Origin of the sequence: Streptomyces sp. NPDC101151, assembly GCF_044768335.1 — a bacterium.
Taxonomy (GTDB): domain Bacteria; phylum Actinomycetota; class Actinomycetes; order Streptomycetales; family Streptomycetaceae; genus Streptomyces.
In genome coordinates, this window is sequence record NZ_JBIWPP010000008.1 from 233,392 (window position 1) to 253,240 (window position 19,849).

Consider the following 19,849-nt stretch of genomic DNA (forward strand, 5'->3'; position numbering starts at 1 on the left):
CGCTCCGCCGCGGATGGGGGTCCCCCCGCTCGAGCGAAGCCGAGAGTGGGGGAGGCTGATGTCGCTGTCGCCCGTGCAGCGCAGCGGTGCGGCCATGGTCGTCGCCTGCGGCCCGGTGGCTGCACGTGCTCCGCCGGCTACCGCCGGGTGGTACCCCCAGCTCACGGTGCGACTCCGATCGTGGAAAGCCCGGTGGTCTCGTCGAGCCCCAGGGCGATGTTCATGCTCTGGACGGCACCGCCCGCGGTGCCCTTGGTCAGGTTGTCGATGACGCTGATCGCGATGATGCGGCCCACTGCTGCGTCGTATGCGACCTGCACCTGAACGGCGTTGGAACCGTAGACGGACGCCGTCGCGGGCCACTGGCCCTCGGGGAGCAGACGGACGAACGGCTCGTCGCCGTAGGCCTTCTCGTAGGCCGCGCGCAGGGACTCGCCGGTGACCCCTTCCCGGGCGGAGGCGCTGCAGGTGGCGAGGATGCCGCGGGGCATCGGTGCGAGGGTCGGTGTGAAGGAGACGGCGATCCGCTCCCCGGCCACGGCGCTGAGGTTCTGGATCATCTCGGGGGTGTGCCGGTGGCCGCCGCCGACGCCGTACGGCGACATGGAGCCCATGACCTCGCTGCCGAGCAGGTTCGGCTTGGGCGCCTTGCCCGCGCCGGAGGTGCCGGACGCGGCGACGATCACCGCCTCGGGCTCGGCGAGTCCGGCCGCGTAGGCCGGGAACAGGGCGAGGGAGACGGCGGTCGGGTAGCAACCGGGCACCGCGATGCGCTTGGACCCCTCCAGCGCGGCGCGGGCGCCCGGAAGTTCGGGAAGGCCGTACGGCCAGGTGCCGGCGTGGGACGAGCCGTAGAACCGCTCCCAGTCGGCCGGGTTCTTCAGCCGGAAGTCGGCGCCCATGTCGACCACGAGGACGTCCCGGCCGAGCTGCTCGGCGACGGCGGCGGACTGCCCGTGCGGCAGCGCGAGGAAGACGACGTCGTGCCCGGCCAGTGCATCGGCCGTGGTCTCGGCCAGCACCCGGTCGGCCAGCGGCAGCAGATGCGGCTGAACCGCGCCGAGCCGCCGGCCGGCGTTGGAGTTGCCGGTCAGGGCACCGATCTCGACCTCGGGGTGCGCGAGGAGCAGGCGCAGGACCTCTCCGCCCGCGTAACCACTCGCTCCGGCCACCGCCGCACGTACCGCCATGTCCGTCCTCCTCTGGATGGCATGACTATACGCAACTCTGCACTTTTATGCAATGCGTCGAGGTGCGGAGACCGCATGCCCCGGCGGCAGCGGGCTGCGGACCTTGCCGGCAGGCAGGAGCATCGCACCCGCCGTGAGCACGGCCTCGGCCTCCCGCGGCGCGAGGGCGTCCGTCACACAGGCGACGGCCCCGACCAGTTGCGGTCCGGACTGATAGGGGAAGTCCGTGCCGAACACGAGCCGGTCCGCGCCGTAGGAGTCGGCGGCCGCCCGCACGGCCGGCCGGTGACCGTGCGCCACCGTGTCGTAGTACATACGGCGGGCCGCGACCGTGGGCATCTCGGCGAGGCCGGGAGCCTCCCACGGGACGTGCTCGTCGGCGCGGGGCAACAGCATGGGCAGCGCGCCCCCGAGATGTGCGTGCACGATCCGTATGCGCGGGAAGCGCCGGGGGATCCCCTCCAGCATCAGATGCATGGCGCACACGGTGTCCTCCATGGGCGCGCCCACCATCCAGCGCATGCGGTTGGCCGCGATCAGCGGTGATCCCGCGTCCCGTCCGGCGGGATGCAGGCTCAGCACGGCCTGCCTGCGGTCCAGTTCCTCGAAGAGCGGGATGAAGGCGGGGTCGCCCAGGCTGCGCCCCAGGACCGAGGTGGTCAGGCCGACGCCGGCCAGCCCCAGCTCGTCCAGGGCCCGGGTCAGCTCTTCGAGTGCGGCGTCCATGTGGGGCAGGGGCAGCGCGGCGAAGGCGGAGAAGCGCGTGGGCCACTGTGCCACCACCTGGGCGTACAGATCGTTCGCCAGGCGCGCCGCGTGCACCGCCCGCTCCCGTTCGGGGAAACAGGGCGTCTGGGGCGAGACCGAAAGGATCTGGTGCTCGATGCCCGCGATGTCGTTCATGGTGAAACGGGCGTCTAGGTCCTCGGGGCTGTCGCCCGCTCCCATGCCGCGCTGGGTGGCGGTGTCCTCGCGCCCGTAGGACTCCAGGAGGCGGAGATAGCCCTCGCTCCACAAGTGGGCGTGCACATCCACACGCATCCCTTTCAGTGTGCGGCCCGCGTACGGCGGCTGCCAGCCGCGCCCGCACCGGGGCGACGGCGGCCCTCCCGGTCGCTCACCGGTGCATCGCGGGCTCGGGGACGGCGTCCGCCTTGGGCAGCATGATCCGGCGGGAGACGACGAAGGTCACCGGAATGGCCGCCGCCGAGGCCAGCAGCGGGGCGAAGCGGCTTCCGGCGTGCAGGACGTCGACGATCACATACACACCCGCGGTGGTGATCAGGAAATTGCTGGCATTGGTCAGCGGGAACAGCAGGAATTTCCGCCAGGTCGGCCGGGTCCGGTAGGTGAAGCGCGCGTTGAGGAAAAAGGATCCGATCATACTCAGCAGGAAAGCGAGAATATGTGCGGCCAGATAAGGAAGCCGAGTGAGAAACAGTAGGTAAAGACCATAGTACGTGGCCGTGTTCACCACACCGACCACGGCAAAGGTGGCTATCTGTCTCGACATCAAGGGATAAGGTCTTTCGTCCGTTCCACGTTGGTCGCTTTCACCAGGAAGTGCGGGCGCCCCTTCACCTCGTAGTAGATGCGGCCGGTGTACTCCCCGATGACTCCCAGCATGACCATCTGCACGCCCGCGAGGGCCGTGACGGCGGTGATGATGGTCACATACCCGGGTGTCTGGACTCCGTTGACGAGCGCGGCGCCCACGATCCACGCGGTGTACACCCCCGCGCACAGCAGCAGGCCCGTGCCGAGCCACAGGGCGGCACGCAGCGGCCGGTTGTTGAAGGACAGCAGGCCGTCGAGGCCGTAGTTGAGCAGGCCGCGGAAGGACCAGGAGCTGCGGCCGGCCTCGCGCAGCGCGTTCTCGTACTCGAAGGTGGTGCTCGGGAACCCGACCCAGGCGAACAGGCCCTTGGAGAAGCGGTTGTACTCGGTGAGGTTCAGGATCGCGTCCACCACGCGGCGCGACAGCAGGCGGAAGTCACCCACGCCGTCGACGAGTTCGACGTCGACCAGGCGGTTGATGAGCCGGTAGTACAGGCGGGCGGTGAGCGTGCGGGTGAGACGGTCACCGGTGCGCGAGCGCCTGGCGATGACCTGGTCGTAGCCCTGGTCGCGCAGCTCCACCATCCGTTTGATCAGTTCGGGCGGGTGCTGGAGGTCGGCGTCCATGACGACCACCGAGTCCCCCGAGGCGTGCCGGAAGCCCGCGAGCAGGGCCGCCTCCTTGCCGAAGTTGCGGCTGAAGGACACGTACCGCACCCGCGAGTCGCACTCGGCGAGGAGCCTGAGGACGGCGAGCGTGCGGTCCCGGCTGCCGTCGTCGACGTAGACGAACTCCATGTCGTGGCCGAGCGGCAGCAGCTCGTCGGCGATCTTCTGGACCTCCTCGTGGAAGCGCTCGAGGACGTCTTCCTCGTTGTAGCAGGGTGCGACGATCGATATCAGCATGGCGGTCCCCCAGGGGCCGGGTCAGAGGGCGGTGGGCACGCGCTCGCGCGACGGTGCGGTCGTGGGCGGTGCCGGGGCGCGTCGGCGGCGGACGGCGGTCAGGGTGCCGAGCAGGGCGAGCGTGAGCAGCGAGGCGCCCCCGACGGCCGTGCCCAGCCGCAGGCCAGGTGGGTGGAAGGTGCAGGTCAGTGAGGTCGAGGTGCCGTCAGTGCCGTTCAGGGGCACGGCGATCAGGCCGTGGTACTCCCCCGCGGGCCGTTCCGGCCCGTCGCCCGTGGCACAGCGCCAGCCGGCGATCCGGGGAGCGGCGACGACGGCCGTTCCCCTGCTGCCGGGCGGGAGTTCGGCCCGGATCGTGCCGTCGGAGACGGTCACCCGGGTGGCGCCGGTGGACCTGAACCGTTCGACCACGGTGTGCAGCCGGGCGGTGTCCAGGCAGCCGACCGCACCGTCCGGGATCATGCTCGTCTTGTCCGGCGACAGGTCGATGCGCAGTCGGCCGGAGGCCGGAACCGTGCCGAGCCGCTGCATCGGCGCGATCTTGGTGACGGGATGGTCGGACCGGAACCGTCCGGTCGGGTCCTGCGCAGTGGCACCGGCGAGCCGCGCGGTGCCCGAGAGGTGCGGTGCCCACAGGTACACCTCGCTGCCGGCCGGGCAGCGGGCCGTGACGGTCGGCTTGTGCACGGCCGTTGCGGCAGGCAGAGCGCCGATGCGCAGACCGGGCCGGTCGTCGTCGCTGCGGCTCGGCACCCGGCCGACGCTGGTGCGCACGGTGAGGCGGGGCACGGTGTACACGCGGGTGCCCAGCAGCAGCTCCTGGTTGCGGTACGGCGAAGGACCGAACGCGGAGAGGCCGGCGTGCGCGGCGGCGCCGGCCGGACGGACCGTCACCAGGGGCGGTACGTCCTGGCGGGAGACGGTCACCCCGTGGCCGTCCTGCGGGAACCAGTTCTGGTGCGGGTCCGGCGGGGAGTGCACCCGCGCGCCCACGGAGAAGATCGCGTCGGTGACGGCGTTGTCGAGGCTCTGCACGTTCCGGCCGCGCGAGGTCCAGCCGTCGCCGAGCGCGGTGAGCGTACGGCTGAGGACGTCGGAGGTCAGACTGCTGTAGTACTGGGCGCCCTGGCCGCCCACCACCATCGGATCGTTGCCTACGGTCTGCTCGCGTCCGGGGTCGGTGCGGTACCGGGGCCAGCCGTCGGCCTGCTCGATCGCGTCCGTCTGCCGCTGCTGCCGCTGTCCCCAGGGCTCGTAGTCGTCCATGTGCCCGAGGCGCAGCCGGGTGGCCACGGCGGAGGTGGCGGCGGTCTCGCCGAGCTGGGCACCGAGGAGGAGCACGACGGCCAGGCCGGCCAGCCGGGAGCGCTGCCCGGCGGCGGCGCGGCCGAGCAGGGCCAGTCCGCCGAGCGTGCCCGCGACGGCGAGCAGCAGCACCGGCCAGGCGAAGGGGCGCACCAGGTCGCTGCGGCTCGCACCGAGGGTGATCAGGACGAGCAGTCCGGTCGCCGCCGCCAGCGCGCGCCGGTCGGGCGGGCCGTGGGACAGGGTGTGCCAGGCGGCGATCACCAGCAGTCCGCACAGCACGAAGGCCTGGCGGTAGGGACTGCCCTGCGGGGTGGTGAAGGCGTGCCAGACCAGGTGGGTCGGCTCCCACTGCATCGACAGGGTCACGACGAGCACGAGGAGCGTCCAGCCGGTGCGCACCCGGGCGGGGACCCCGCGGTGGAACGGCAGGGCGAGGGCGAGCAGCAGGGCCGTGATGCCCACGTAGACGGCCGGGGAGCCGAAGCCGTAGGTGGTGGGGAGCAGTCGGGCCAGCAGGTCCTCGCTCGCCACCGGGGCGAACTGGCGGACGCGGCCCGGGTAGGCGTGCTCGGTGCCGAAGTAGATGACCGTCACGAGCGGGGCGGCGAGTCCCACGCCGAGGGCGACGGTGAGCGCGGCGCGGCCGACCGCGGCGAGCGCCTGCCGGCGGGGCGGGGCGGCCAGCAGCAGGCGGAGCAGCAGGACCAGGGCGGCGCCGATGGTGGCCATGTAGGCGGTGTAGAAGTTGGCGATCCAGGCGAGGGCCACGATCAGGACGCCGAGATGGCGGCGGCGTCCGGCGAGGGCCCACTCGCCGACCAGGCAGAGCAGGGGCAGGGCGACGAGGCCGTCGAGCCACATGGGGTTGTAGGAGGCGTCGGCGACGCTCCAGCCGCACAGGGCGTAGGAGGCGCCGAGCAGGCCCGCCGCCCACCAGCGGCCGGGACGCAGGGCGAGCAGCAGCCAGGCCATCGCGGCCGCGGCCGCCGCGGTCTTCAGGACGGTGATCGCATACACCGCGAGGTCGATCTCGTCCCGTGGGAAGACGGCCACGAGCAGGGCGAAGGGGCTGCCGAGGTAGGTGCCGAGGTCGGGCAGGAAGCTGGAGCCGTAGCCGGACTGCCAGTTGACGAGGAGGCCGCCGTCGGCCCTGCCGTGCAGCAGGTCCCACAGGTGGGCGTGGAAGGGCACGTACTGGTTGCCGAGGTCGTTGACGCTGCGGGTGCGGGGGCCGAACGGGTAGCTGCGGGCGATGAGGTCAGCGGCGCAGAACGCCGTGATCGTGAGCGCCGCCGCAAGCAGGGCGGCGGCCCGCCTCGGTCGGGATATCGCTTTCACACCCTGTTCCTGTCCGGGTGTCGCCGCGCGTTCCTGTGAGCAGCGCCACTTTTGGCGGGTGAAGTCGAGCGATGCATTTTGGGGGATCTCCCGCGGAATGTGTGCCTCATCGATTCGCCGGGTTAGACGGGGCACGTTTCCGATTGGTTGTGCCCTCAGCTAAAAGTGAGGCGGATCATTCCGAATCCGGTAAACGAATTATGGATGTCGCAACCGGCAGGGAAACCCAAGTTTTCGGGAAAGTGTTATTCAGGTTAATTGACCCTGCGGGCGGCGTAGGCGCGGGCCGCGCGCACCCGGTTGCCGCACTTGGTGGTGCACCAGCGGCGGGCTCCGTGGGAGCGCAGGAACCAGCGGGCGCAGCCCTGCGCGGCACACTCGGCGAGCTGGCCGGCGTCGGCGCCGGTGAGCAGGTCGGTGGCGTCCTCGGCGAGCAGGGAGAGGGCGGCGGCCGCCGGGTTGGCGGTGTCGGGGGTGTCGGCGCGGCGGGGGCCGTCGGCCGCCCAGGCGAGCCGCGGGGTCGGCGGAGCGGCGGCGAGGGCGGCGTTGAGGGTGTCGAGAGCGTCGGCGGGCGGCCGCTGCCCGGCCCCGTACGCCGCGAACAGGGTGCGCAGCGCCTCGCGGAGGGTGCGCAGCCTGCCCGCATGCCTGCCACCCAGTGCCACCCGGTCCGGCAGGAGTTCGTGCCGGACGAGCCACAGCTGTGCGGCCTCCGCGTCCTCCAGCAGGTCGACCTGGCCGTGGCTGACCACGAACCGCGTGTTGACCAGCGCCAGCGAGAGGTAGCGGTCCTCTCCCGGAACGGGAACCTGATGCAGGTATACAGAGGCTTCGTGATCCACGGCCCTCATGGTAATCCTTGCGATTCTCCGTGAGGAGGGCTTAGCGTTCCTCACGGAGAACACTGCAAAAAACCGTGAGACACCGTGAGAGGTGAGACCCCGTGGCATTCGACGCGGACGCGCTGCGCAAGGACTTCCCGATCCTGGAGCGGACGATGGACGGCGGCGCCCCGCTCGTCTACCTCGACTCCGGGGCGACCACCCAGAAACCGCTCCAGGTCCTCGACGCCGAGCGGGACTTCTACCTGACCCGCAACGCGGCCGTGCACCGCGGGGCGCACCAGCTCGCGGGCGAGGCGACCGAGGCCTACGAGCAGGCCCGGCACACCGTCGCCCGGTTCATCGGCGCCGCTCCCGACGAGGTGGTCTTCACCAGGAACACCACCGAGGGCATCAATCTCGTCGCCTACGCCCTCGGCAACGCCCGCCGGCTCGGCCCCGGGGACCGGATCGTGGTCACCGAGATGGAGCACCACGCCAACCTCGTGCCCTGGCAGCAGCTCGCCGAGCGCACCGGCGCCACGCTCGACTGGTTCGGGCTGACCGACGACGGCCGGCTCGACCTGACCCGCGTCGACGAGCTGCTGGACGAGCGCACCAGGGTGCTGGCCCTCACCCATCAGTCCAACGTCCTCGGCACGATCAACCCGGTCCGCGCGCTGGCCGACCGGGCGCACGCGCACGGCACGCTCGTGGTCGTGGACGGAGCACAGTCCGTCCCCCACCGGCCGGTCGACGTCCGGGCGCTCGGCGCGGACTTCCTTGCCTTCTCCGGGCACAAGATGCTCGGCCCGAACGGCGTGGGCGTGCTGTGGGGCCGCGCGGACCTCCTCGCCGGGCTGCCGCCGTTCCTCACCGGCGGCTCGATGATCGAGATCGTGGAGATGGACCGCACCACGTTCCTGCCGCCGCCGCAGCGCTTCGAGGCGGGCGTGCCCATGACCTCCCAGGCGGTCGGCCTCGCGGCGGCCGTGGACTACCTGGAGGCGCTGGGCATGGCCGAGGTGGCCGCGCACGAGGACGCGTTGACCGCCCGCGCCCTGGAACTGCTGGGCGAGGTACCCGGCGTGCGGATCGTCGGCCCGGCCGGCCTCGCCGACCGGGGCTCGGCGGTCTCCTTCACGGTCGACGGCATCCACCCGCACGACGTCGGCCAGGTGCTGGACGAGCGGGGCGTCGCCGTCCGGGTCGGCCACCACTGTGCCCGGCCGATCGTGAGGCGGTACGGCATCCCGGCGACCACCCGGGCGAGCTTCTACGTCTACAACACCCTGGACGAGGTGGACGCCCTGGTGGACGGTGTCCGCGCAGCTCAGAAGTACTTCGGCCGGTGATCGGCAAACACGCTTGACCTGGAGCGCGCTCCAGGTTCTACCGTTCTTGTCATGACCAGCGGACAGCCCCTCCCGCAGGACCGGGAGCCGTCTTTGACCATCGCCCAGGTGGCCGAGCGCACCGGCCTCTCGCACGACACGCTGCGCTACTACGAGAAGGCCGGCCTGATCGAGCGGGTCGGCCGGACCACCGGCAACCAGCGGCGCTATCAGGCGGCCGACCTGGCCTGGCTGGAGTTCCTGCTGCGGCTGCGCGAGACCGGCATGCCGATCTCCGACATGCAGCGCTTCGCACGGCTGCGGGCACAGGGGGACGCGACGGTCGCCGACCGGCTGGCGCTGCTGCGCGAGCACCGCGCCGAAGTGGCCGACCGCATCCGGGCGCTCAGGCGCAACGCGGTCGCGCTGGACGACAAGATCGACCACTACGTACGGCTGCTGGACGAGACGCGGCCGGGGACGGACGAACCGACATGAGCGAGAGCACCACCCGTGAAGAGCGTTTCGAGCGCGGCCTGGAGGTCCTCAAGCGGGTCGACGGCGAGGCCGGGCAGCGGGTCGTCGACTCGCTCGCCGACATCAGCCCCGAGCTGGGGCACCAGATCGTCGCATGGGCCTTCGGGGAGATCTACGACCGTCCCGGACTCGTCCCGCGCGACCGCCAGCTGGTCACCCTGGGCATGCTCACCGCGCTCGGCGGTTGCGAGGCCCAGCTGGACGTCCATGTGAACGCGGCCCTCAACGTGGGCCTCACACCCGAGCAGATCACGGAGGCGCTGCTGCACTCCGCCGTCTACTGCGGCGTACCGAAGGCACTCAACGCCACCTTCGCCGCGAAGAAGGTCTTCGCCGAGCGCGGGCTGCTGCCGCTCGGACAGCAGCCCGCTCGGGCCGCGGCTGCTTCTGCCTGATCCGTACCACCCGGCTGCCTGGACACTCCGCGCCTTCGAGTCGTTCGAAATATCAAATAACGGTCAGCACTTCGAACGGCAAGATGGGGAAGAGGTATGAGCACGTCAATGGGACGGGCGGACAGGGGTGATGATGGGCGAGTTCTGGCCCGTGGCCGATGTGCTGGCCCACCTGGCCGGACGCTGGCAGGTGGTGCGGAGTGTGCGGGACCTGGCGAGCGGGGAGGAGGGACGCTTCGAGGGGGTGACCGTGTTCAGCCCGCTCGACGGCGGCGGGCTGCTGCACGAGGAGTCGGGGACCTTCACCTGGAAGGGCGTGGCACGGCCCGCGACCCGGACCCTGCGTTTCCTGCCCGGGGCCGCGCCGGGCACCGCGGACGTGCGGTTCGCGGACGGCCGGCCCTTCCACGACCTGGACCTGGCCTCGGGCCGCTGCGTCGTCGGCCATCCGTGCGCGGCCGACCACTACCGGGGCGAGTTCACCGTCCGGGACGCCGACCACTGGCGCTCGGTGTGGCGGGTCGGCGGACCCGCGAAGGATCTGGTGCTCACCACCGACTACGTGCGCGAGGGCTGAGCGAACACGCCGTCCAGGCGGAGGTTCCAGCGGCCCGAGCGGCCCGTCACCGTGGTCGTCGAGAGCGGGCGGACGTCGATGTTCCAGTAGGTCGAGGGCGGTGCCTTCAGGGCGTACACCAGGGCGGCGCGGATCACCGAGGGCTCGGCGACGGCGACGACCCGGCCGCCGTCGTCCACCGGGCGCGTGTCGAGCCAGCCGCCGACCCGGGAGATGAAGGCCAGCAGCGACTCACCGCCGTGCGGAGTGGCCCGCGGGTCGGCGAGCCAGGCGTCCACGGCGTCCGGTTCGCGGGCCATCGCCTCGCCCAGCGTCAGCCCGCGCCAGCGGCCCATGTCGCAGTCACGCAGGGCGAGCTGGACCAGCGGGGCGTACCCGAGGGCGTCGCCGGTGGCACGGCTGCGCGGGGTCGGGGAGCAGTAGCGAAGCTCGGCCGCCGCCAGCGGCAGCAGCCCCGCGGCGACGCTCTGCACCTCGTCCCAGCCGGCCTGGTCCAGCGGCCGGTCGTCCTCGAAGCGCTCCGCGAGCAGCGGGGAACTGCGCGCGGCCGCGACGAACGTGACCCGAAGTGGCATGCGGTGATGGTGTGCCTCGGGTGTGCACAGGTCAAGGGCTGTCGGCTGTGAGTTACCCGTGGTGTGCGCACGCTTACTCGAACGGGTGCATCATCCACTGGTCGGGGCGGTCCAGCGGCCGGAAGCCCAGCTTCTCGTACACCCCGTGCGCATCCTCCGTGGCGAGCAGGATGCGGCGCAGCCCGAAGGGCCGCAGGTGGTCCTGGATGCGGCCGACGAACGCCGTACCTACGCCCTTGCCGCGTACCGCGGGGTCGACGTACACGTCGGCGAGCCAGGCGAACAGGGCCCGGTCGGTCACCACCCGCGCATACGCCACCTGCTCCCCCGAGGCCGTGGCGTACACCCCGAAGTTGATCGAGGACGCCATGGCCCGCTCATGCTTGTCCCGGGGCCGGTCGATCGCCCAGTACGCGTCGGTCGACAGCCAGCCGTGGACGCGGTCGATGTCGACGCGGGCGGTGTCGGCGGAGAACTCGTAGCCGTCGGGGAGGTCGGGTGCGTCGCTCATACGGGGATCCTCACAGGACGGCAGAGCCGGCGTCGAACGGTTTGCCGGCCCGGGCCACCGTCGCCCCGCTCCGGAACACCTCGTCCCACGCCACCCGCAGCCGTCGCACCCCCTCCGCGATCTCGCCCGTCCCGGCCACCGCCGCGAAGCTCAGGCGGAGGTGGCCCGCGGGGGGTTCGGCGCTGAAATAGGGGCGGCCCGGGGTCAGTGCGACGCCGGCGCGCAGAGCGGCGGCGGTCAGGGACGACTCTCCCCCAGAGCCCAAAGCCTGGGAGGTGCCCCCAGCGCCGTCGGGGAGGCGGAGCCAGAGGTGGTAGCCGCCGGCCGGGATGTGCGGCAGGACGAGTTCGGGGAGATGACGGGCGAGTTCGCTCGTCATGACGTCCCGGCGGGTCTTCAGCTCGGCCGACAGCGCCCGCAGATGGCGGGGCCAGGCCGGTGAGCCGACGAGTTCCAGGGCGGCCTCCTGGAGCGGCCGGGGGACGAAGAAGCTGTCCACGACCTGGATGGCGCGCAGGCGTTCCAGCACGGGCCCGCGCGCGGCCAGCGCGCTCACCCGGAAGCTCGGCGAGGTCGCCTTGGTCAGCGAGCCGACGTGGACGACGACGCCGTCGGGGTCGTCGGCGGCCAGCGGGCGGGGCAGCGGGCCGCAGTCCGCGTGCACGAGGCGTCGTACGAAGTCGTCCTCGATGACGAACGCGCCCGCCGACCGGGCGATGCGCAGCACCTCGGCCCGGCGGTCCGGGGCCAGGAGCGCGCCCGTCGGGTTCTGGAACAGGGGCTGGCAGACGAAGACCCGGGCACCGGTGGCCCGGAAGGCGTCGGCGAGCAGGTCGGGCCGTACGCCGTCGGGGTCGACGGGCACCGGGACCGGGCGCAGGCCGGCCGCGCGGGCCAGGGCCAGCATGCCCGGATAGGTGGGCGACTCCACCAGGACCGGTGCACCGGGCGGGGCCAGCGCCCGCAGGGCCGTGGCCAGCGCGGACTGGCCGCCGGCCGCGATCAGCACCTCGGCCGCGGTGACAGCTCCGCCGATACCGCGCGCGAACCACTCCCGCAGCTCGGGGAGTCCCTCCAGCGGCGGCCTGCCCCAGGCGCCGGGCCGTCGCCCGGCCCGGGCGAGGGCCGCGGCCATGGCACGCTCGGGCTGCAGGGAGGGGTGCGGATAGCCGCCGTTGAACTCCAGGACGCCGGGCGGCGGAGCGGCCAGCGAGACCGTCACCCCGGAGGCGTCCACGGTGCGCGGTACGAGGTCGGCGACGCCGTCGGCGCTCAGCGCCACCTCCTGCCACGAAGTGTCCCCGGCGGGCGCGGCGGCGGCATACGGCCGGGCACGGAAGGCACCGGCGCCGGGCCGGGTCACCACCAGCCCCTCGGCGGCCAGCCGGGCCAGGGCCCGGGACACGGTCACCGGGCTCACCCGGAACCGCTCGACCAGTGCCCTGCTCGACGGGAGCTTTCCACCAGGTGAGTAGCACTCCAGTTCCCGCCGGAGCTGTTCTGCCAGTTCGCCGACACTGCTACGCTTGTACATGAGAGCACAGAGTAGCGCTACTACCGCGAGGGGGATAGCGGTTCCCGCCCCCCGCGACCACCGGGCCTTCGGTACCGGGCAGGCCGCCCTCGGCGTGATCGCCTTTTCCCTCACCTTCCCGTCCACCGCCTGGGGTCTGGAAAGCTTCGGCCCCTGGTCCCTGGTGGCCGTGCGCAGCGTGCTCGCGGCGCTCGTCGCGGGCGGGTGCCTGCTGGCGCTTCGGGTGCCGCTGCCCGCCCGCCGGCATCTGCCGGGCCTCGCGGTCGTGGCGGCCGGCGTGGTGCTCGGCTTCCCGCTGCTGAGCACGCTCGCGCTGCGGACCTCCTCCACGTCGCACGCAGCCGTCGTGGTGGGCCTGCTGCCGCTGACCACCGCCGCCTGGTCGGCCCTGCGCATGGGCCACCGGCCCGCGCGGCGGTTCTGGCTGGCGGCGCTGGCGGGCGCGGCGGCGGTGCTCGCCTTCACCCTCGGCGAGAGCGGCGGCACGCTCACCGCCGCCGACGGCTACCTGTTCGGCGCGCTGCTGGTGTGCGCGGCCGGATACACCGAGGGCGGACGGCTGGCCCGGGTCATGCCCGGCTGGCAGGTCGTCGGCTGGGCGCTGGTGCTGTGCCTGCCGCTGAGCCTGCCGGCCGCCGCGCTGGCGCTCTCGTACGAGCCGGTGCAGCTCACCTCGCACGGCGTGGTGGGTCTGCTGTGGGTCTCGGTGGTCTCGCAGTTCCTCGGACTGGTCGTCTGGTACCGCGGCATGGCGGCCGTCGGGATCCCGAAGGCCAGCCAGTTGCAGTTGGCCCAGCCGCTGCTCACACTGGTGTGGTCGGCGCTGCTGCTGGGCGAGCACCTTACTGCGGCCGCTCCTCTGACCGCTGTCGCCGTGCTCGTCTGCATCGCCGTCACCCAACGGTCGTGACCGTGAGGAGGGCCTGATGCGCGCAACCGTGGGCGACCAGCTTGTCCAGCACGGCAGGGTGGTCGGCCAACACGACCACATCTCGGAAGTCGTGGAAGTGCTGGGTACCGAGGGCAATCCTCCGTATCGTGTCCGCTTCCAGGACGGGCACGAGGCGATCATGTCCCCCGGCCCCGACTGCCAGATCAAGCACAAGGACAAGGAACAGAGGTAGATCAGCGCGGTGGCTTCGCCGGCTGCCCGTAGTGGTCGGCGACCACCCGCGCCATCGCCCCGATCGGATCCGTCGCCACGTCCTTGGCGGCGAAGAACACATGCCCGCGCACCTGTGGATGCTCGGCGGCGAGTGTGAGGTGCCGGGACAGCTCGACCGGGTCCTGCCACTGCGAGGGCTGCCCCGCCGCTCCCGCCTTGTACAGCGCCTCGCCGATGTACAGGTCGGTCTTCGTGCCTTTGGCCACCTGTGCCCACCAGTCGACCAGGGTCGCGTAGTCGGCGGCGGCGAATCCGATGTGCCAGTACAGCTGCGGGACGATGTAGTCGATCCAGTGGTTGCGCACCCACTTGCGGGTGTCCGCGTGCAGATCGTCGTACGTCTGCACGCCGGCCCGTGTGTCCGAGCCGCGTGAGTCGGTCGTGGCGTTGCGCCACACCCCGAAGGGGCTGGTCCCGAACCGGGTGCCGGGCCGGACCCGCTTGATGCCCGCCGCCATCTCCTGCACCAGCTTGTCGATGTTGTCGCGGCGCCAGCCGGCCCGGCCGGGGAAGTCGCCGCCGTACTGCTCGTAGGCGGCGTCGTCGTCGAAGGTCTGCCCGGCGACGGGGTACGGGTAGAAGTAGTCGTCGAAGTGGACGGCGTCGACCGGGTACCTGGCCACCGCGTCGAGCATGGCCCGCTGCACGAAGGCCCGGACCTGGGGCAGGCCCGGGTTGTAGTAGAGCTTTCCGCCGTAGGCCACCACCCAGTCCGGGCGCTTGCGGGCCGGGTGCGAGGGATCCAGCCGGCCCGGATCCGTGTGGTTGGCGATGCGGTACGGGTTGCACCAGGCGTGCAGTTCCAGACCGCGGGCGTGCGCCTCCTGCACGGCGGTGCCGAGCGGGTCCCAGCCCGGGTTCCTGCCCTGGGTGCCGGTCAGGTACTCGGACCAGGGCTCGTAGGGCGAGGGCCACAGGGCGTCCGCCGTGGGCCGCACCTGGAAGACCACCGTGTTGAGCCGGTCGCGGACCGCCTTGTCCAAGTGGGCGATCAGCTCACCCCGCTGCTCGTCGGCCGTGAGGCCGGGCCGCGAGGGCCAGTCGCGGTTGGCCACGGTCGCCAGCCACACCCCCCGCATCTCCGCGGCCCCGCGGGGCCGCCGGCCCGGCGCCCCCTGGTCCGCCGCCGCGCTCCGGGCCATCGCCGGCGTCGACAGCACCGCGATCGCGAACGCGCGCCGTGACATCCGCCCCATCTGCACACCCCCATACGCTCCGGATCCGTGTCGTCACGGATCGTTCCGCGCCCCAGGATGCCCCCACCCGGGCGATCGATCATCGATACTTGGCGGTAACGTGCACGATCGGAGCAGGCGCCGAACCCGGAGGTCCTGCCGGAGCCGGAGAACACCAGCGAAGGGAACGATGTGACCGACATCGAACGCGTCGGAGTCGTGGGCTGCGGCCAGATGGGCGCCGGCATCGCCGAGGTGTGCGCCCGCGCGGGACTGGACGTCAGGGTCGCCGAGACCACCGGCGAGGCCCTGGAGATCGGCCGTACCCGGCTGTTCAACTCCCTGGCGAAGGCCGCCGAGCGCGGCAAGATCAGCGAAGCGGAGCGGGACGACACACAGGCCCGGCTGAGCTTCACCACCGATCTCGGCGAGTTCGCGGACCGCGATCTGGTGATCGAGGCCGTCGTGGAGAACGAGCAGGTGAAGACGGAGATCTTCCAGGTGCTCGACCAGGTGGTGACCCGCGCGGACGCGATCCTGGCCTCCAACACCTCCTCCATCCCGCTGGTGAAGCTGGCGGTCGCCACCTCCCGCCCCGACCACGTGGTCGGCATCCACTTCTTCAACCCGGCCCCGGTGCAGAAGCTGGTCGAACTGATCCCGGCGCTCACCACCTCCGAGGGCACCCTCAGCCGCGCCCAGGTCTTCGCCGAGAAGGTGCTCGGCAAGCACGCCGTCCGCGCCCAGGACCGCTCCGGGTTCGTCGTGAACGCGCTGCTGGTGCCCTACCTGCTCTCCGCGATCCGCATGTTCGAGTCGGGCATCGCGAGCCGCGAGGACATCGACAACGGCATGGAGCTGGGCTGCGCCCACCCGATGGGCCCGCTGAAGCTGTCCGACCTGATCGGCCTGGACACCATCGTCTCCATCGCCAACTCGATGTACGCCGAGTACAAGGAGCCGCTGTACGCCGCTCCCCCGCTGCTCCAGCGCATGGTCGACGCGGGCCGGCTCGGCCGGAAGTCCGGCTCGGGCTTCTACACCTACGGCTGATTACGAAGAGCGACGCTCCGCGGGCCCGGCACCGAACTCGGTGCCGGGCCCATCTGTTTCACACACCGTGTGCGCGCCGGGCCCGCATATGCCCTTCGCACACGCTCCCCACGCGCCCACCAGGCGAGTTCACTCTTCATGCGCATGCAAGGGATGCGGAACAACCACGTTCGACTACGGAAAGGAGTGGACACGTGACCGCCGATCCAGAGCATCCCGTGGTCCATGGAGAACTCGCAGAGTTACGGCGCCGCCTCGACGTGGCGTACACCCGAGTCGAGGGAGGACTCGCCCTGCTCAGTCACCGCGCCGAGGAGACCGCCAAGGAAGTGGACGAGCTGCACACGCGCATGAGCTCGCTGGAACACGCGCGCTGGCCGCTGCCCTCACTCGCCGCGCTCACGGCCCTGGGAGCGCTGGTCGTGACGGTCTGGCAGGCGCTGGCCCACTAGGCATCGGCGAGCCTGAGGTGGTGCAACAGGAGTAACGCGGCCGCCATGTTGGCGGCCGGCACCTCCCCACGGGCGATCAGGTCGGGGACGACTTTGAGGGAGACCCATTCCCGGCGGTCCGACTCGAAGTCGTCCACGGGATGCCCCACGTACTCGCCCCGGTCGGACCAGTAGATGTGGTGCCGGGCGTCGGTGAGGCCGTTGGACGGCTCCACGCTCATCAGGTGGTACAGGGGTCCCGGCCGCCAACCGGTCTCCTCCTCCAGCTCCCTGGCGGCCGCGCTCGCGATCTCCTCGCCGTCCTCCACGACACCCGCGGCCAGTTCCCAGCCCCAGCTGTCGGTGATGAACCGGTGGCGCCACAGGAGCAGGACTTCGTTGGCCTCGTTGACCACCGTGGCGACGGCGACCGGCCGCAACCGGATCAGGAAGTGGTCGAGGTGCCGGCCGTCCGGCAGCTCGACATCTGCGAGGTTGACGCTGAACCAGCGGTTTTCATAGACAGTTTGTTCGTTCTGTTTCGTCCACTGCACGGTTCTGCCACCTTCCGACGAGTAAGTGGCAATATCGCAGCAGGGACTCTCCAGGCCCACAGCGCAGGCCTCAGCCCGGGCCTACAGCGGTACGCGCAGTGCGCCGTCGATGAGTTCGGCGGCTTCGGCGGTTCCGGCAGAGCCGCAGCGCACCAGGTGCTCGCGTACCGCGCGCAGTCTGTCGCGCAGCCGCTGGGACTCCATCCCGCGGGCCTGCTCGGCCATCTGCACGGCGGTGGCCACCGCCTTGTCGGCGTTGCCCTGGCGCAGTTCGATCGTGCTGAGCATGGCGAGCCGGTGCACCCGGCCCCGGTCGTGGGCGGGATTGTCGACCGCGGCCGCCGCGTGCTCCCGGGCGGCGGCGAGTTCGCCGAGGCTGAGCAGCGCCTCGGCCACCTGGACGTTCACCAGGCCGGGCTGGACGTAGCCGGTCTCGTCGGGCTCGTACCCGCGCCGGATGCGGTCGGCGGCCGTCTCGGCGCGGCGGATGCAGGACAGGGCACTGCTGCTGTCGCCGAGGTGGGCGTACGCCTTGGCCTGCATCGCATACAGGTCGGAGGCGAGTGCCGGGGTGATGTGCTTGCCCGCGGCACGCAGCGCGGCCTCGGCGAACGCGACGGCCTGCCGGTACTCCCGCATGAACAGCGACTGGTTGACCAGCAGCGCGATGACGTAGGCCCCAAGTCCCCGGTCCCCGCTGGCCTTTGCCAGTCTGAGCGCCTGGTGGAAGTAGCGCTGGGCGAGGCCGTGCGCGTCGGAGTCGTACGCGCAGATGCCGGCGATGGCCACCAACCCGCCGGTGGCCCGGTGCAGTTGGCGGCCGGTGGCGTCGGTGTAGCTGCCGCGCAGCAGCGGGGCGGCTTCGGTGTTGAGGAAGCCGACGATTCGGGTGCGGGTCGCTATGCCGCCGGCCTTGCGGTACATCTGCTCGTAGTGGGCGCGGGCGGCGCGCAGCATCTCGATGTCGGCCGTGGTCACCCGGTGCCGGCCGCCCCGCGAGACGTCCACGTCCTCGGGCGGGTTCTCCCACTCCCACACCGGCATCACGGCGGGGGTGCCGGTGACCGCGGGAGCCCCGAGCACATGCGCACGCTGCTGTTCGTCCGAGCGCCACAGGGCGGTGGCGCGCTCCACGAACCCGGAGAGCGAGCCGGTGTGCGGGGTGCTCGGCTCACCCGGCACCCCGAGGCCGATGTCGTCCAGGGTGACCGGGCGGCGCAGACGTCCGGCGAGCACCTCGCAGATCAGATCGGGCACTTGGCCGCGCGGCCGCTGCCCCTTCAACCACCGAGCCACGGCCGTGTGTTCGTACCGGAGCGCGAGGCCCCGTCTCCGGCCCGCCTGATTGACATGGGCGGCGAGACCGGCGTGCGAGATCCCCGCCTCGTCCAGGATCGCGTCGAGCAGTGTGTTGGGCTGCATGGATTGCCCCCCGGGTGGCCTGGTGCCGACAGCGTAGTGCGTCCGCTTTCACACGGGGTGTGAACGGAGTGCGCGCATCCGCGCTGTGTGCACGCTGTTGCGGAGAGTGTTCTGCCGGTTGACTGAAAGTCCTCGCAAGAGACTGGCCAAGCCGCCGGCTCCCCCTCAGAAAGCGGTGGCTTGGCCAGGCGCGACCTCTGCTCCAGGACCTAGCGGTGCGTTGTCGGCTCCGGGTGGGTGGGGGCTTGTCGCACCGTGCCCCGTGCCCCTGATGTGCCGACGTTCCTTCGATCGTTTCGCAGGACCAGCACCGCGACGTCGTCCGTCGGTGTGCCGGCCGTGTGGTGCAACAGGGCCCTGAAGACCGTGCGCAGCACCGTCTGGGCCGAGAGCGGGTGGTCGTGCACGGCGTCACGCAGCACGGCCGGCAGGGAGAAGAAGCGGCCCCGTGCGTCCCGGGCGTCCTCCGCTCCGTCCGTGAAGAGGACCAGGGACTCGCCGGGGAGGAGGGCGCCGCACGGCCGGGCCTCCAGTTCCGCCGGCAGCGGGAACGGGCCCAGGGGCGGGAGTGGCTCGACTCGGGTGAGCGGCTCCACCCGGGTGCCCCTGAGCAGATACGGCCAGGGATGACCGCAGTTGAGGGCCCGCAGCTCGCCCTCCCTGCTGATTTCCAGGAGCAGGACGGTGACGAACTCCTCGGCGACCGGGTTGTCGGGGTCGTGGGTCCCGTTCGACGGGTGCTCGGCACGGGACCGCTCGCGCAGGTGCCTGGCCAGGGCGCGGTCCAGTCTGCGCAGGACGGCGCCGAGTTCGAGTTCGTCGTGCGCCGCCTCACGGAAGCTGCCGAGCACGGCGGCGACGGTGCCGAGAGCACCGATGCCGTGGCCGCGTACGTCGCCCATCACCACCCGTACCCCGTGTTCGGTGGCGACCGCCTCATAGAGGTCGCCGCCGATCGTCGCGCCGCAGTCGGCGGACAGCTGGGCCGCGGCGACGTTCAGACCGTCGAGGCGGGACGGCAGAGGCCGCAGGACGACGCTCTGGGCGGCGCCGGCGACCCGGCGGGCCTGCCTCAGTTCGCGCAGCAGGGCGCGACGGACGTGGAATATCAGTGCGGTACCGACGGCGAAGAACACGGCGCTGGTGACGATGCGGGCGCCGAGCCCGTCCTGCTGGGCGAGCGGGCAGCCCACCTTGTACGTGACCGCCACGGCTCCCCAGACGGTGGGCAGTACGGCTGCCCGCGCGGTGGGTGCCCGTGCCTTGATGCGGATCATGCCTCTGGTCCCCCATGTGGGCCCTGACAGAGCAGACGGACCGACCCCGAAAGGCCGGTCCGATTCTGTCCAGAGGCATGGTCCGGAAGGGCCAGATCACCCCCGATTCCCACCCGAACGAGTGAGCCGACCCAAGCCAACCTGCATTTATGCAGCTAGCGGCATGGGTAGCCCACCCGGCGGCGCGGG

Annotated in this window: 21 protein-coding genes; 8 read left to right on the plus strand and 13 right to left on the minus strand. The window is 71.6% G+C overall.

Annotated elements, in window-relative coordinates:
• Positions 1–161: 161 nt before the first annotated feature.
• The 6 genes from argC to ACIRU3_RS18180 form a co-directional block, all read right to left on the minus strand.
• On the minus strand, positions 162–1,190 hold the full coding sequence (gene argC / locus ACIRU3_RS18155; RefSeq protein ID WP_404057226.1) for an N-acetyl-gamma-glutamyl-phosphate reductase: 1,029 nt from the start codon (positions 1,188–1,190) through the stop codon (positions 162–164).
• A 45-nt stretch (positions 1,191–1,235) separates the two neighbouring features.
• Complete coding sequence (locus tag ACIRU3_RS18160) at positions 1,236–2,231, minus strand: amidohydrolase family protein (RefSeq protein ID WP_404057227.1); 996 nt, start codon at positions 2,229–2,231, stop codon at positions 1,236–1,238.
• A 76-nt stretch (positions 2,232–2,307) separates the two neighbouring features.
• On the minus strand, positions 2,308–2,703 hold the full coding sequence (locus ACIRU3_RS18165; RefSeq protein WP_404057228.1) for a GtrA family protein: 396 nt from the start codon (positions 2,701–2,703) through the stop codon (positions 2,308–2,310).
• Positions 2,703–3,653, minus strand: coding sequence for a glycosyltransferase family 2 protein (locus ACIRU3_RS18170; RefSeq protein ID WP_404057229.1), 951 nt, complete (start codon positions 3,651–3,653; stop codon positions 2,703–2,705). Before ACIRU3_RS18170 ends, ACIRU3_RS18165 begins: the two co-directional genes overlap by 1 nt.
• Before the next feature lie 21 nt (positions 3,654–3,674).
• Complete coding sequence (locus ACIRU3_RS18175; protein ID WP_404057230.1) at positions 3,675–6,299, minus strand: YfhO family protein; 2,625 nt, start codon at positions 6,297–6,299, stop codon at positions 3,675–3,677.
• 254 nt (positions 6,300–6,553) lie between these two features.
• Positions 6,554–7,150, minus strand: a complete 597-nt coding sequence (locus tag ACIRU3_RS18180; RefSeq protein WP_404057231.1) for an ABATE domain-containing protein — start codon at positions 7,148–7,150, stop codon at positions 6,554–6,556.
• 92 nt (positions 7,151–7,242) lie between these two features.
• Between ACIRU3_RS18180 and ACIRU3_RS18185 the strand changes: the two genes are divergently transcribed.
• From ACIRU3_RS18185 to ACIRU3_RS18200, 4 genes are all read left to right on the plus strand, one after another.
• The gene (locus ACIRU3_RS18185) at positions 7,243–8,475 is read left to right on the plus strand and encodes a cysteine desulfurase (protein ID WP_404057232.1); all 1,233 of its coding nucleotides are present in this window, start codon (positions 7,243–7,245) and stop codon (positions 8,473–8,475) included.
• 51 nt (positions 8,476–8,526) lie between these two features.
• A complete protein-coding gene (locus tag ACIRU3_RS18190) occupies positions 8,527–8,952 on the plus strand; it encodes a MerR family transcriptional regulator (protein ID WP_404057233.1) in 426 nt (141 codons plus the stop codon).
• Positions 8,949–9,386, plus strand: a complete 438-nt coding sequence (locus tag ACIRU3_RS18195; RefSeq protein WP_404057235.1) for a carboxymuconolactone decarboxylase family protein — start codon at positions 8,949–8,951, stop codon at positions 9,384–9,386. The genes ACIRU3_RS18190 and ACIRU3_RS18195 overlap by 4 nt, the downstream gene beginning before the upstream one ends.
• Positions 9,387–9,519: 133 nt before the next feature.
• Positions 9,520–9,963, plus strand: a complete 444-nt coding sequence (locus ACIRU3_RS18200) for a DUF6314 family protein (protein ID WP_404057237.1) — start codon at positions 9,520–9,522, stop codon at positions 9,961–9,963.
• Here ACIRU3_RS18200 and ACIRU3_RS18205 read toward each other — a convergent pair.
• The 3 genes from ACIRU3_RS18205 to ACIRU3_RS18215 all read right to left on the minus strand — a co-directional run bounded on the left by ACIRU3_RS18205 (position 9,945) and on the right by ACIRU3_RS18215 (position 12,583).
• On the minus strand, positions 9,945–10,538 hold the full coding sequence (locus ACIRU3_RS18205; RefSeq protein WP_404057239.1) for a histidine phosphatase family protein: 594 nt from the start codon (positions 10,536–10,538) through the stop codon (positions 9,945–9,947). The two genes, ACIRU3_RS18200 and ACIRU3_RS18205, sit on opposite strands and share 19 nt — an antisense overlap.
• 73 nt (positions 10,539–10,611) lie before the next feature.
• Positions 10,612–11,049, minus strand: coding sequence for a GNAT family N-acetyltransferase (locus ACIRU3_RS18210; protein ID WP_404057241.1), 438 nt, complete (start codon positions 11,047–11,049; stop codon positions 10,612–10,614).
• Positions 11,050–11,059: 10 nt separating this feature from the next.
• Entirely contained in the window at positions 11,060–12,583 is a 1,524-nt protein-coding gene (locus ACIRU3_RS18215; RefSeq protein WP_404057243.1) for a PLP-dependent aminotransferase family protein, read from the minus strand.
• On the opposite strand from ACIRU3_RS18215, the gene ACIRU3_RS18220 reads away from it, so the two are divergent.
• Positions 12,582–13,493 (plus strand): DMT family transporter, encoded by a 912-nt coding sequence (locus tag ACIRU3_RS18220; RefSeq protein WP_404057245.1) that lies wholly within the window; start codon positions 12,582–12,584, stop codon positions 13,491–13,493. The genes ACIRU3_RS18215 and ACIRU3_RS18220 overlap by 2 nt on opposite strands.
• 16 nt (positions 13,494–13,509) lie before the next feature.
• A complete protein-coding gene (locus ACIRU3_RS18225) occupies positions 13,510–13,707 on the plus strand; it encodes a DUF1918 domain-containing protein (RefSeq protein WP_404057247.1) in 198 nt (65 codons plus the stop codon).
• 1 nt (position 13,708) lies between these two features.
• On the opposite strand, the gene ACIRU3_RS18230 is transcribed toward ACIRU3_RS18225, so the two are convergent.
• Positions 13,709–14,944, minus strand: coding sequence for a glycoside hydrolase family 10 protein (locus ACIRU3_RS18230; protein WP_404057249.1), 1,236 nt, complete (start codon positions 14,942–14,944; stop codon positions 13,709–13,711).
• A gap of 171 nt (positions 14,945–15,115) precedes the next feature.
• On the opposite strand from ACIRU3_RS18230, the gene ACIRU3_RS18235 reads away from it, so the two are divergent.
• Both ACIRU3_RS18235 and ACIRU3_RS18240 read left to right on the plus strand, forming a co-directional pair.
• Positions 15,116–15,976 carry a 3-hydroxybutyryl-CoA dehydrogenase gene (locus ACIRU3_RS18235; RefSeq protein WP_404057251.1) on the plus strand — a complete coding sequence of 287 codons (861 nt, stop codon included), beginning with the start codon at positions 15,116–15,118 and terminating at the stop codon, positions 15,974–15,976.
• A 194-nt stretch (positions 15,977–16,170) separates the two neighbouring features.
• On the plus strand, positions 16,171–16,428 hold the full coding sequence (locus ACIRU3_RS18240; RefSeq protein WP_404057252.1) for a hypothetical protein: 258 nt from the start codon (positions 16,171–16,173) through the stop codon (positions 16,426–16,428).
• Here ACIRU3_RS18240 and ACIRU3_RS18245 read toward each other — a convergent pair.
• From ACIRU3_RS18245 to ACIRU3_RS18255, 3 genes are all read right to left on the minus strand, one after another.
• The gene (locus ACIRU3_RS18245; protein WP_404057254.1) at positions 16,425–16,961 is read right to left on the minus strand and encodes an NUDIX hydrolase; all 537 of its coding nucleotides are present in this window, start codon (positions 16,959–16,961) and stop codon (positions 16,425–16,427) included. The two genes, ACIRU3_RS18240 and ACIRU3_RS18245, sit on opposite strands and share 4 nt — an antisense overlap.
• Before the next feature lie 81 nt (positions 16,962–17,042).
• Positions 17,043–18,383 (minus strand): transcriptional regulator, encoded by a 1,341-nt coding sequence (locus ACIRU3_RS18250; RefSeq protein ID WP_404057256.1) that lies wholly within the window; start codon positions 18,381–18,383, stop codon positions 17,043–17,045.
• 209 nt (positions 18,384–18,592) lie between these two features.
• Entirely contained in the window at positions 18,593–19,660 is a 1,068-nt protein-coding gene (locus ACIRU3_RS18255) for a PP2C family protein-serine/threonine phosphatase (protein ID WP_404057257.1), read from the minus strand.
• Positions 19,661–19,849: the final 189 nt, after the last annotated feature.

Excerpts from the sequence above, each read along its gene's own strand:
- ACIRU3_RS18190 (WP_404057233.1), top strand. The coding sequence starts at position 8,527 with ATGACCAGCGGACAGCCCCTCCCGCAGGACCGGGAGCCGTCTTTGACC.
- ACIRU3_RS18225 (WP_404057247.1), top strand. The coding sequence starts at position 13,510 with ATGCGCGCAACCGTGGGCGACCAGCTTGTCCAGCACGGCAGGGTGGTC.
- ACIRU3_RS18215 (WP_404057243.1), bottom strand. The coding sequence starts at position 12,583 with ATGTACAAGCGTAGCAGTGTCGGCGAACTGGCAGAACAGCTCCGGCGG.
- ACIRU3_RS18160 (WP_404057227.1), bottom strand. The coding sequence starts at position 2,231 with ATGCGTGTGGATGTGCACGCCCACTTGTGGAGCGAGGGCTATCTCCGC.
- ACIRU3_RS18165 (WP_404057228.1), bottom strand. The coding sequence starts at position 2,703 with ATGTCGAGACAGATAGCCACCTTTGCCGTGGTCGGTGTGGTGAACACG.
- ACIRU3_RS18210 (WP_404057241.1), bottom strand. The coding sequence starts at position 11,049 with ATGAGCGACGCACCCGACCTCCCCGACGGCTACGAGTTCTCCGCCGAC.
- ACIRU3_RS18195 (WP_404057235.1), top strand. The coding sequence starts at position 8,949 with ATGAGCGAGAGCACCACCCGTGAAGAGCGTTTCGAGCGCGGCCTGGAG.
- ACIRU3_RS18170 (WP_404057229.1), bottom strand. The coding sequence starts at position 3,653 with ATGCTGATATCGATCGTCGCACCCTGCTACAACGAGGAAGACGTCCTC.
- ACIRU3_RS18220 (WP_404057245.1), top strand. The coding sequence starts at position 12,582 with ATGAGAGCACAGAGTAGCGCTACTACCGCGAGGGGGATAGCGGTTCCC.
- ACIRU3_RS18180 (WP_404057231.1), bottom strand. The coding sequence starts at position 7,150 with ATGAGGGCCGTGGATCACGAAGCCTCTGTATACCTGCATCAGGTTCCC.
- ACIRU3_RS18205 (WP_404057239.1), bottom strand. The coding sequence starts at position 10,538 with ATGCCACTTCGGGTCACGTTCGTCGCGGCCGCGCGCAGTTCCCCGCTG.
- argC (WP_404057226.1), bottom strand. The coding sequence starts at position 1,190 with ATGGCGGTACGTGCGGCGGTGGCCGGAGCGAGTGGTTACGCGGGCGGA.
- ACIRU3_RS18255 (WP_404057257.1), bottom strand. The coding sequence starts at position 19,660 with ATGATCCGCATCAAGGCACGGGCACCCACCGCGCGGGCAGCCGTACTG.
- ACIRU3_RS18200 (WP_404057237.1), top strand. The coding sequence starts at position 9,520 with ATGGGCGAGTTCTGGCCCGTGGCCGATGTGCTGGCCCACCTGGCCGGA.
- ACIRU3_RS18230 (WP_404057249.1), bottom strand. The coding sequence starts at position 14,944 with ATGGGGCGGATGTCACGGCGCGCGTTCGCGATCGCGGTGCTGTCGACG.
- ACIRU3_RS18250 (WP_404057256.1), bottom strand. The coding sequence starts at position 18,383 with ATGCAGCCCAACACACTGCTCGACGCGATCCTGGACGAGGCGGGGATC.